The following is a 10,717-nucleotide window of genomic DNA, read 5'->3' on the forward strand; positions in this document are numbered from 1 at the left end:
CCTCACTGATCGTGATGGGCCTGGCCACCTTCGTCATCGGCCTGCTGCCCACCTATGCGTCGGTCGGCATCGTCGCGCCCATCCTGCTGGTGGTCGTGCGCATCATTCAGGGCCTTGCGTTCGGTGCCGAATGGGGCGGCGCGATCCTGATGAGCTACGAACACGCGCCATGGAAGGAAAAGGGTCGTTATACCGGCATCGTGCAGGCCGGCTTCCCGGTCGGACTGCTGCTGGCCAACCTGGTCTTCCTCGGCAGCGTCCATCTCGGCGGCGACTGGGCCTGGCGTGTCCCGTTCCTGGCCAGCATCGTGCTTGTCATGGTCGGCCTGATCATCCGCTCCAAGGTCCCCGAGTCCCCGGTCTTCGAGGATGTGAAGGAGCACGGCGAGGTAGTGCGCTCACCGATCGTCGAGGTAGTGCGCACCGATTGGCGAAACATTCTGCGCGGCATCGGGCTTCGCATCGCCGAGACTGCCGGCTACGCCGTTTCGGTCACCTACATGATCTCCTATCTCCATAGTGAGGGCCTCGCGTCCAAGACCGAGACACTCACCGCGCTGTGCATCGCCGCCGGTATCGGCATCTTCGCCACCATGGGCTGGGCGCGACTCACCGACCGGATCGGCCGGCGCCCGGTATACATCTGGTCCTGCGCGTTCTCCCTGCTGTTCGGCATTCCGATGTTCCTGCTCGTCAACACCGGGCTCGTACTGTTCGTTGTCGCCACCATCGTGATCTCCTACGCGGTTTGCCAGAACTCGATGGCCGGCGCGCAGGGTGCCTGGTTCCCCGAACTGTTCCAGGCCAAGACCCGCGCATCGGGTGCATCGCTTGCGTACCAGATTTCGGCGATGGTCTCCGGCTTCACGCCGTTCATCACGACCCTGCTGTTCGTCTCGTTCGGCTGGCTCGGCCCGGCGCTGCTGTTCAGCGGCTACGCCGCCATCGGCCTGTGGGCCGCGCTCATCACCCGCGAGACCTGGGGGGCCAAGGAGCGTGCCCTGGCGGAACGAGCGGCCAATACCGAGGCAGCGGTCGAGGATAACCGGGTCGCAGCCTGAAGCGCCGATCCGTCCTCGATTCGACTCGAAATATTAAGGACAACAATGACCATCACAATGGCCGCTGAGCGTGCCACGCTCGCAGAACGCCGGCGCCGCGTCGCAGACGCCGCCTACCGGATCCGGCATCACGCGCTGAACATGGGCGAGGTGCAAGGCCAGGGATACGTCGGTCAGGCACTCGGTGCCGCGGATATGTTCGCCAGCGTCTACTCCGATCAATTGCGTTACCGCGCGGACGATCCCGAGTGGAACGAGCGCGACCGGTTCCTGCTTTCGACCGGGCATTACGCGATCGGTTTCTACGCCGCGTTGGCGGAGGCCGGCATCATCCCGGTTGGCGAGCTCGATACCTACGGCTCGGACGACTCCCGCCTGCCGATGTCGGGTATGTCGACCTACACACCGGGCATGGAGATCTCCGGCGGCTCGCTCGGGCACGGCCTGACCGTCGCGGTCGGCATGGCGCTCGGCCTGCGGTTGCAGGGCTCCGAGTCGCGGGTGATCAATTTCCTCTCCGACGGCGAACTCGATGAGGGTTCGACGTGGGAGGCCGCGATGGGTGCGAGCCATCATCGCCTCGGGCACCTCACCGCCATGGTGGATATCAATTCCCTTCAGGCGGATGGGCACACCGCGAGCGTGCTGCGTACCGAGCCGGTCGCCGAGAAGTGGGCGGCCTGCGGATGGTTCGTCCGCAGGGTCGACGGCAACAATGTCGCCGCGCTGCTCGCTGCGTTCGATGCCGTTGCCGCACAAGCCGAATCGACCGGAAATCCGTCGGTCATTCTGTGCGACACCAAGGTCGGTCGCGGCGTGCCGCTGCTGGAGAACCGCGAGAAGGCGCACTTCATGCGCATCGACGAAGACGAATGGCAGATCTGCCGCGACCAGCTCACCGCGGGCTACGAAGGAGATACCCAATCATGAGTACCGCCACCGGAACCCGGTTGCGCACCTCGGCGATGATCGCCTCGTTCGCCGATGAGGGCCAGCGCACGACCTCGGCACCCTTCGGGCACGCCCTGGTCGAGGCGGCCCGCGCCGATTCGCGCATCGTCGGTTTGACCGCCGACCTGGGCAAGTACACCGATATGCACATCTTCGCCGAGGCATTCCCCGACCGGTTCTTCCAGATGGGCATGGCCGAACAGCTGTTGCTGGGGGCGGCCGCGGGAATGGCGGAGACGGGCCTGATTCCGTTCGCGTCCACCTACTCGGTGTTCGCGGCGCGTCGTGCGTACGACTTCCTCTGTCTGGATATCGCCGAGCCCAACCTCAACGTCAATATCGTCGGCGGGCTGCCGGGACTGACCACCGGTTACGGGCCGTCTCATCAGGCCACCGAGGACATTGCGATCTTCCGCGGTATGCCGAATCTGACCATCGTCGACCCGTGCGACTCGGTAGACATCGAGCAGGCGGTGCCGCAACTCGCGGCCAGTGAAGGGCCAACCTACCTGCGCCTGCTGCGCGGCAAGGTGCCCACGATCCTCGACGAGTACGACTACGAATTCGAGCTCGGCAAGGCGAAGGTGCTGCGTCCCGGCGCCGATGTCGTGTTCGTATCCAGCGGTCTGATGACCATGCGCGCGCTGCAGGCCGCCGAGGCGCTCGCGGCGCACAACGTCGACGCGGCGGTCGTGCATACCCCGACCATCAAGCCGTTCGACGCGGAAACCGTTCTCGGCGAGATCGATTCGGACCGGCTGGTCGTAACCTGCGAGAACCACACCGTGATTGGCGGCCTGTTCGAGACGGTCGCGAGTGCTGCTGTGCGGGCTGGCGTGTCGAAGAAGATCGTGCCCGTCGGGCTCCCCGACGAGTTCCTCGCCGCCGGCGCGTTGCCCACCCTGCATGACCGCTACGGGTTATCCACGGACCGCGTTGTCGCGACCGTGCTCGAGAATCTGGGCTGACATGGAGCGAGTGACTGTCCTGCGTAGCGTACGATCGACGGTTGACAGACCAGCTGTCGACAGTCGAACACGGCGTAACGGAGGCATCATGTCCCAGGATGGGGGTTCTTTGCTCCGGCTGGAGAAGACCAGCCTGCGCCAGCAAGCCCTGATTGCCCTGCGTCGGGCGATCACGACCGGCCAACTTGCGCCGGGCACTCACCTCGTCGAGACCGAACTGTCCGAGGCGCTACACATCAGCCGCGGAACGCTGCGCGAGGCTATGCGGCAGTTGCAGCAGGAAGGGCTGATCTCTGTCGGCGATCGCGGCCGACTGTTGGTGCGGAACCTCGACACCAAGGAGATCCGCGACATCTTCCAGGTCCGCGCGGCGTTGGAATCGCTTGCTGCGCGCGAGCTGTGCGCGCAGGCGGATCGAGCGGACATCATCACCGCGCTGCGGACCGCGGTCGAACAGATGGAAGCCCACGAGAGCGCCGACCTCGATGACCGCATCGAGGCCGACCTCGCGTTCCATCGGACCATGTGCGAGCTCGCGGGGAACGAGACGCTGCTGCACTCGTGGTCGTCGTTGGAGGGCAGCATCCGGATGTCGATCATGTTCGCCGGCATGGAACGTGCCGTGCGGAACATGAATGCCAAGCGGCACTTCGACATCGTGGATGCGATCGAATCCGGTGACGGCGACAAGGCCGCGGCCACCGTGGTCGAGCACATGACGGTCGCCGCCGACGTGCTGGTCGAGGGCGCCGCCTGAGCGAAACCGCTACCGCTTCAACGGTTAGTGGGTCAGCACGATTTTTGTGATCACCGCCGCGAGCGCGATGATGATCACGAACACCGAGGCAATGATTGTCTCGCCGCCGGGCCGCTGGCCCTTGAGCCGGGCGATGACGAAGGCGATACCGCCGATGCGGGCAAGCATCACGATCTCGGCGGTGAGCTGGGCGGTCTCGGGTTCGAGCACATCGAGAATGCCGAGCAGGAGCACCACCGATGGCACAACCGCCGAGGTGAGAATCGGTACCGAGTCCCGCAACTCGGAGATCCGGAGTTCCCAGGTCACATCGGCGTGCTGACGGACGCTTTCGCCGACGGTTTCGGCGAACGCATGGGCGACGTAGGTCGAGAGCGCGGTGCCCCACACGACCGCGAGCCCGAGCCCGATGGCGGCGGGGGAGATCGGAACCAGCGCGGCGAGGATCAGGATGTTGCCGTAGATATAGGCGCTGATCCGGCTCGCCGCGTGCATGGGTTCGAGATCGGTCCGCGTCTGGAAAAGCGGTCCGTGCAGCAGGCTGCGAAACCCGGTTTTCATGCTTGTTCCACTTCCGTTTTCGGCGGGGCGTTCCCGACCGCATCCCACGGCAACCGACCGGTCGCGAACAAGGCCAAGACCGCGAGCAAGGCCGCGACAGCAAACGCGTCGCGCAGGGCGTCGAGCCGAGCGTCTTCGTTGATGTCGACGATCGCGTCTGCCGTTTCGGAAGGAACCCCTGCATCGGCAAGTGCTTGCTCGAGCTGCGTCGTCGAGACGAACGGAACGCCCGAGGCCAATTCGGTCGTTGCGGTTTGCTGGACCGAGTCGGGTACCTGCGGATTGCTCTCGATTCCGGTGATCACCGAGGTGGTGAGGCTGGCAAACAGCATCGAGCCGATGAGTGCGGTACCCAATGAGGCGCCGAGATTCGTGGCGGTGTTCTGCAAACCGCCGACATCGGCGCTCTGCTCGATCGGTACCGCGGAGACCGTCACCGCGCCCAGCTGCGAGGACAGCGCGCCGAGCCCGAAGCCCATGAACAGCATCGGAATCATGACTACGGCGGCATTCGCGCCGGGATCCATTCCGGCCACGAGTATGAGAATGCCGATGATCATCGAACCGAGCCCGATCCGCACAATCCGGCGGGGGTGCGCGTTCGGGCGGAGCTTCGGAATCCCGATGGCCGCGATGACGAGCGCCACCGACAGCGGAAGCACCCGCACGCCGGTCTCGAGTGCACTGAGTTCGAGCACCACCGACAGGAACAGCGGAATGGTGAAGAACACTCCCGCCTGGATGAGGAACTGAGCAAAGAACATCATCAGGCCGCCGGTCAGCTGCGAGTTGCGCAGCAGCGCGGGAGGAATCAGTGGATCCTTCCCCGCCTCGGACAAGTGCGTCTGCCGGCGGACGAATGCGTACATCACGAGGAGACCGCCGATGATCAGCCAGATCACGGGGGAGGTGCCCGCGATCTCCGGCCCATCCGGCTTCGGCAAAACCCAGCCCCACTCGCTCGAGCGCAGGACGCCGAAGACGATGGCGCCCAGGCCCACGACCGAGAGCGCGGCACCGACCACGTCGAGTCGAGTCGGTGTGGGCGGAACGTCGCTGATCTTGCGAAGCACGAGCAGGATCAGCACAACGATGACGACCTCGCCGGCGAATACATACCGCCAGGACGCGAATGTGGTCACCGCGCCACCGAGCAGGGGACCCACCGCGACCGCCGCCGCACCGGCGGCCGCGATCAATCCGTACGCCGCGGTGCGGCGTTCGGTGGGGAAGTTCGCGGCAACGAGGGAAACGATCGCGGGCATGATCAATGCAGCACCGATACCCTCGAGCAGCGACCAGCCGATCAACAGGACCGTGAGGTTCGGGGCAAGCGCCGTCGTCATCGAGCCGACGCCGTAAATGACCAATCCGATCGCGAATGCCCGACGTCTGCCGAGCATCGCGCCGATCTTGCCACCGGTAATCATGAGGCTGGCCATAACCAGCGTGTACAGCGTGATCGCTGTCTGAATGCCGGTGATGGTGGTGCCGACATCGGCGGCGACGCTGGCCATCGACACGTTCATCACAGAACTGTCCAGCGTCATGAGGAACTGACCCGCAGCCAGCACCGTGAGGACCAATCCCGAACCGCTGCGTACCCCGGCCGCGGTGGCGTCACTGCCGCTCATGGAACTCCCCTCGCCCGGTGTTGGTGTCATCGGGACTGATGGCCCGTTCATTCAAACACCAGCCAACACCTGACGCCGGGCAACTCGCGAAGAAATTGGGTTTACGCCTTGCGCCGTGCAGAAATTCGCCGTCGCGAGTTCGCTTGTACGCTGATAGGATTTTCGCAAATTACTTTGGAATATTTTGTTGCGACAACGGATTACGACGGATTGTCGCGGAGGGAGTCCACGACGATGGCCAGACTTTCACCGATTTCCAGGCAGGACTGGTCGCCGGACATGGTGGCCTTTATGAGTGAGTACGGCGCAATTGTCAAGGGGGAGCGCAACAACGAGGGGCGGCCGAGTGCGGCGAACCTACTCGGGACGTTCGCCCATCATCCGGATCTGACCCGCGCCTTCCTCACCTTCAACGGTCATATTCTCAACGGCGCAACAATTACCGAGCGCATCCGAGAACTATTGATTCTCCGGGTCGCTCATCTTCGTCAGTCCGATTACGAATGGGCCCAGCACACTTTGCTTGCCGGCGACGCGGGATTGAGTGCGGAGGAGGTTGCACGGGTCACAGAGGGGCCGAACGCCCTGGGTTGGTCCGCCCTCGATCGGAGCCTGCTCCGCGCCGCCGACGAACTGGTGCTCGACGGAGTGATCGGCGAGGTGGCGTGGGGAGAGCTGGCCGCGGAGTTCGATGATCGTCAGCTGCTCGACATTGTTTTCACCGTGTGTGCCTACGAACTGTTGGCCAAGGTCTTGCGTTCGGTCGATGTGGAGCCCGAGGCCGATCTCGTCCAGTACCTCCCCGTCCGCCGCTGACCCGTTTGGAGCGCACTCCAGAGTGCAAATTGTGCAAACGGGTGCAATACTTCGCCCCGATCAACAAGTTTTGCACCCGTTTGGAGCGCACTCCTGAGTGCAAACCTTGTTCTCGAGTGCAAAACTTCGCACCCGGGAACACAATTCGCACACGGGAAGCGGCCGGACCGTCAGGTGTTGCGGCCGCCGTTGACGCCGATGACCTGACCGGTGATGTAGCCGGCCTCCTCGCTGGCGAGGAACGCGCACGCGGCAGCGACATCCTCGGGCTGGCCGATACGCCGGACCGGCGTGCGCTTCTCCTGCGACGCGATATGGACTCGCCCGCGCGCCACCGTCTCCCGCAGCATCGGGGTGTCGATGAACCCCGGCGGAATCGTGTTGACCGTGATCCCGTGCGGTGAAAACTCCAGTGCCAGTACCTTCGTCAGGCCGACCACCGCGGACTTTGCCGAGACATACGCCGCCATCTCGGGCGCGCCACTGTGCACGCTGGAGGAGGAAATGTTGACGATGCGTCCCCAGCCCTCTTCGATCATGTCGGGCAGCACGGCCTGACAGCAGTCGAAGGTTCCGGTGAGGTTGATCGCCAGCACACGATTCCACGTCTCGGCAGTGAGTTCGAGAAATGGTCCTTCGGTGCTGAAACCGGCGCTGTTCACCAGAATCGCGGGACGACCGAGCCGCGAGCGGACCTCGGCCACACCGGCGTTGATGCTCGTCCGGTCGGTGACATCCACACAAATGCCGACAGCTTTGCCGCCGTCGCTCTCGATGGCCGACGCGGCCGCGACGGCCGCGTCGGCGTTGACATCGAAGATCGCGACCATCGCACCGCCGCTGGCTAGGCGGCGTGCGATGGCGGCACCGATTCCGGACGCACCACCGGTGACGATCGCTGTGCGACCGATCATTTGATGGGTTCGTGGCCCACGAGCGTGCTGCGGTGCATCCGCCGCGGCTTGTTCCGGTCGAATTCGCACGCCCGGTGCAACAGCCCGCAGTTGTCCCAGATCACGAGGTCACCGACCGACCAGGTGTGCTTGTACACGAGATCCGGCGCCGTTGCGCGCTCCTCGAGATCGAGCAGGAGTTTGCGGCCCGCGTCGAGGTCCATGTCGACGACGCGGTCGGCGTTCGCGCCGATGACCAGTGACTTGCGGCCTGTCTCGTGGTTCCACACGAGAGGGTGTTCCCGCGTCGGCACGCGGGCCCAGTTGGCCTCCTGCTCCTCGGTGGGATTCGGATGCCCGCGCCGCTGAATCGAGGCCATCGAGTGCACCACCCGCAGCTTCTCGAACTCGTCCTTCTCGTCGTCGGAGAGCGCGTCGTAGGCGGCGTACGTGCTTGCGAACGCGGTTTCGCCACCCTTCTCCGCCGTGATGTGCGCGCTCATGATCGACGCCCGCGCCGGGATCGGGTCGAGGAAACCGTCGAGATGCCAGTAGTCGTTGCTCTCGAAGTATCGCCGGTTCGGGTTGTCAGGCTCGAAGCTGATCACCATGACCTCGGGCACCTCGTACTTCGGGAACAGCACGAGGTCGCCTAGCCGCCGGCAGAACGCGACCTGCTCGGCGTCGGTGAGGTGCAGTTCCCGAAAGAGCAGAACGCCGTTGTGCTCGAGTGCGTCCATGCATGCCGCGGGGATGTCGGGATCGTTGATCAGCCGGTCGGCGTCGGCGTCGAGAACCTCGACGCCGACCTTGTCGCTGAGTTTCTTCGTCTCAATCACAGGCATCTGGTACTCCTCAGGCTTCCGCGGGCACGTAGCCGAGAATGCCCTTGACCTCGACGTACTCGTCGAAACCGAATTCGCCCCACTCGCGCCCGTTGCCACTGCGGCCGTAACCGCCGAAGGGGCAAGCGAAGTCGAATCCGCCATTGATCGCGACCGATCCGGCACGGATCCGGCGAGCCACCGCACGGGCAGCATCGAGATCCGCGCCGGAGACCGCGCCGGCGAGGCCGTACTCGGTGTCGTTGGCGATCTCGACCGCGTGGTCGATGTTGTCGTATCCGATGATGACCAGCACTGGCCCGAAGATCTCCTCGCGCGCAATGGTCATGTCGTTCTTGACATCCGCGAAGACCGTCGGCTTGACGTAGAAACCCTTGGTCACGCCCTCCGGGCGGCCAAGCCCACCGGCAACCAGCGTCGCGCCATCGTCGATGCCCTGCTGGATGAGCGCCTGGATCTTGTCGAACTGCGACCCGGCGACCACAGGCCCGATCACGGCATCGCTATTCGGGTCTCCGACTGTCACGCCGGCCGCTGCCTGCTCGGCGACCGCGATCGCCTCCGCCATACGAGCGGCGGGAACCAGCATTCGCGAAGGAGCGCTACAGGTTTGACCGGAGTTGAGCATCATTGTGACGACGCCCGCACCGACACTCTCGGCGAACGCTGCGTCGTCGAGAATGATGTGCGGGCTCTTCCCGCCGAGTTCCTGCGTCACTCGCTTGACGGTCGGCGCCGCGTTCTTGGCAATCTCGACGCCAGCGCGGGTCGAGCCGGTGAACGAGATCATGTCGACATCCGGATGCGACGAGAGCGGCACACCGACGCCCGGGCCATCGCCCTGAACGAGGTTGAACACGCCTGCGGGCACGCCGGCGGCAGCGAGGATCTCGGCGAAGACCTGACCTGTGAAAGGCGAGCGCTCGGAAGGCTTGAGCACCATGGTGTTTCCGGTCGCCAGGGCCGGGAACACCTTGACCGCAATCTGGTTCATCGGCCAGTTCCACGGTGTGATGAGGCCGCAGACACCGATCGGCTCTTTGACAATCAGGCTGTTCCCGCGCAGTTCCTCGAAGGTATAGCGCTCGAGCACCTCGATGGCCGTCGCGATGTGCCCGGCCCCGAGATTGACCTGAAAGCCGTTGGCGAGTTCACTCGGCGCGCCCATCTCCTCGGTCAGCGCGGCCGCGAGGTCGCCTGCCCGGTTCTGGTACTCGGCGGCGATATTGCCGAGCAGTTCCAGGCGATCCGCGACGCTCGATGCCGACCAGGCCGGGAAGGCGGCCCGCGCGGCCTTCACCGCGCGGTCGACATCCGCTGCCGAACCGTTGGCGACCCGCCCGGCGACCTCCTCGGTGGCCGGGTTGATGACGTCAAACGTCTGCGGCTGTGCGGGATCGATCCACTCGCCGCCGATGTAGAACTTCAGGTATTCACGCATGATTCGTCGCTCCTTCCGAGCAGCTCACTGCTGGCCTTCCGCGTACCACGTGCGGAACTCGTCGTAGCTCGGCATTTCCTCCGAGTTGGCCTTGGGGTCCACCGCGACGTGGATGACGCCGGGCTTGCCACTGGCATAGGCGCGCTCGATCGCGGGCGCAATGTCGCCGTCCTTCTCGACATACTCCCCGTAGCAGCCGAAGCCCTCGGCGACCTTGTCCAAGCGGGTGTCCTTGCTCCAGTGCACGCCGGTTTCGAGCGAGCCGTGGCCGAAGGTGCGCTTGTACACGCCGACCTCGAGGCCCCATGCGTAGTCGCACGCGACCACGCACACAAGCGGAAGATTCAGCCGAACAGCTGTTTCCAGCTCAGCGATCTGGAACTGGAACGACGAGTCGCCGGTGATGAGCATGACGGGCCGCTTGCCGCCGTCGGCGACCGAAGCGCCGATCGCGTAGGGGAGCCCGGTGCCCAGGTGGCCGAAGTTCTGATTCCACATCACGTCGTGCGGCTTGGCCTGCGAGTAAGTCCAGCCGAAGATCGTGGTGGCACCGCCGTCGCGCGCCATGATGCCGTTGCTCGGGAACGCCTTGGTGGCCTCCACGATCAATCGGGCCGGATGCACGGGTGTGGATCCGGAAGGTGCGGTCTCGGCCAGCTCGGTGAGGCGCTGCGCGTCCTGCTCGATCCAGCGCGCCAGTTCGGGGGTGGCGGTGCGGGGTGTGTCCTTCAGGGCGTCGACCAGCTGCGGCACTACCGCGCGCAGGTCGCCGACCAGCGGCACATCGATC

Annotated in this window: 11 protein-coding genes; 5 read left to right on the forward strand and 6 right to left on the reverse strand. The window is 64.8% G+C overall.

What is annotated here, in order from left to right:
* From A8G08_RS21785 to A8G08_RS21800, 4 genes are all read left to right on the forward strand, one after another.
* A partial coding sequence (locus A8G08_RS21785; RefSeq protein ID WP_068278797.1) for an MFS transporter occupies positions 1 to 1,061 on the forward strand: 1,061 nt, incomplete at its 5' end.
* Positions 1,062 to 1,106: 45 nt separating this feature from the next.
* Positions 1,107 to 1,991: a transketolase gene (locus A8G08_RS21790; protein ID WP_068278799.1), complete on the forward strand. Its 885-nt coding sequence runs from the start codon at positions 1,107 to 1,109 to the stop codon at positions 1,989 to 1,991.
* On the forward strand, positions 1,988 to 2,980 hold the full coding sequence (locus tag A8G08_RS21795; protein ID WP_068278800.1) for a transketolase family protein: 993 nt from the start codon (positions 1,988 to 1,990) through the stop codon (positions 2,978 to 2,980). Before A8G08_RS21790 ends, A8G08_RS21795 begins: the two co-directional genes overlap by 4 nt.
* An 88-nt stretch (positions 2,981 to 3,068) precedes the next feature.
* Positions 3,069 to 3,737: a GntR family transcriptional regulator gene (locus A8G08_RS21800; protein WP_068278802.1), complete on the forward strand. Its 669-nt coding sequence runs from the start codon at positions 3,069 to 3,071 to the stop codon at positions 3,735 to 3,737.
* 24 nt (positions 3,738 to 3,761) lie between these two features.
* Here A8G08_RS21800 and A8G08_RS21805 read toward each other — a convergent pair whose 3' ends face one another.
* Entirely contained in the window at positions 3,762 to 4,298 is a 537-nt protein-coding gene (locus A8G08_RS21805) for a hypothetical protein (RefSeq protein WP_068278804.1), read from the reverse strand.
* Positions 4,295 to 5,932 (reverse strand): MFS transporter, encoded by a 1,638-nt coding sequence (locus A8G08_RS21810; RefSeq protein ID WP_068278806.1) that lies wholly within the window; start codon positions 5,930 to 5,932, stop codon positions 4,295 to 4,297. Before A8G08_RS21810 ends, A8G08_RS21805 begins: the two co-directional genes overlap by 4 nt.
* A gap of 108 nt (positions 5,933 to 6,040) precedes the next feature.
* Here A8G08_RS21810 and A8G08_RS21815 point away from each other — a divergent pair, with 108 nt between their 5' ends.
* A complete protein-coding gene (locus A8G08_RS21815; RefSeq protein WP_245672943.1) occupies positions 6,041 to 6,748 on the forward strand; it encodes a carboxymuconolactone decarboxylase family protein in 708 nt (235 codons plus the stop codon).
* Positions 6,749 to 6,918: 170 nt separating this feature from the next.
* Here A8G08_RS21815 and A8G08_RS21820 read toward each other — a convergent pair whose 3' ends face one another.
* The 4 genes from A8G08_RS21820 to A8G08_RS21835 all read right to left on the reverse strand — a co-directional run.
* The gene (locus tag A8G08_RS21820; RefSeq protein ID WP_068278810.1) at positions 6,919 to 7,662 is read right to left on the reverse strand and encodes an SDR family NAD(P)-dependent oxidoreductase; all 744 of its coding nucleotides are present in this window, start codon (positions 7,660 to 7,662) and stop codon (positions 6,919 to 6,921) included.
* Entirely contained in the window at positions 7,659 to 8,486 is an 828-nt protein-coding gene (locus A8G08_RS21825) for a TauD/TfdA dioxygenase family protein (RefSeq protein WP_068278812.1), read from the reverse strand. The genes A8G08_RS21820 and A8G08_RS21825 overlap by 4 nt, the downstream gene beginning before the upstream one ends.
* Positions 8,487 to 8,496: 10 nt before the next feature.
* Entirely contained in the window at positions 8,497 to 9,927 is a 1,431-nt protein-coding gene (locus tag A8G08_RS21830) for an aldehyde dehydrogenase family protein (protein ID WP_068278814.1), read from the reverse strand.
* Between the two features lie 24 nt (positions 9,928 to 9,951).
* Positions 9,952 to 10,717, reverse strand: a 766-nt coding sequence (locus A8G08_RS21835) for a thiamine pyrophosphate-dependent enzyme (protein WP_245672944.1), incomplete at its 5' end; no start/stop codon positions are given.

It is taken from the genome of Aldersonia kunmingensis (assembly GCF_001646865.1).
In the GTDB taxonomy this organism is placed as follows: domain Bacteria; phylum Actinomycetota; class Actinomycetes; order Mycobacteriales; family Mycobacteriaceae; genus Aldersonia; species Aldersonia kunmingensis.

Bases quoted from the DNA above. Each gene is read 5' to 3' on its own strand.
- A8G08_RS21820 (WP_068278810.1), bottom strand. From the start codon at position 7,662: ATGATCGGTCGCACAGCGATCGTCACCGGTGGTGCGTCCGGAATCGGT.
- A8G08_RS21795 (WP_068278800.1), top strand. From the start codon at position 1,988: ATGAGTACCGCCACCGGAACCCGGTTGCGCACCTCGGCGATGATCGCC.
- A8G08_RS21800 (WP_068278802.1), top strand. From the start codon at position 3,069: ATGTCCCAGGATGGGGGTTCTTTGCTCCGGCTGGAGAAGACCAGCCTG.
- A8G08_RS21805 (WP_068278804.1), bottom strand. From the start codon at position 4,298: ATGAAAACCGGGTTTCGCAGCCTGCTGCACGGACCGCTTTTCCAGACG.
- A8G08_RS21790 (WP_068278799.1), top strand. From the start codon at position 1,107: ATGACCATCACAATGGCCGCTGAGCGTGCCACGCTCGCAGAACGCCGG.
- A8G08_RS21825 (WP_068278812.1), bottom strand. From the start codon at position 8,486: ATGCCTGTGATTGAGACGAAGAAACTCAGCGACAAGGTCGGCGTCGAG.
- A8G08_RS21830 (WP_068278814.1), bottom strand. From the start codon at position 9,927: ATGCGTGAATACCTGAAGTTCTACATCGGCGGCGAGTGGATCGATCCC.
- A8G08_RS21810 (WP_068278806.1), bottom strand. From the start codon at position 5,932: ATGAGCGGCAGTGACGCCACCGCGGCCGGGGTACGCAGCGGTTCGGGA.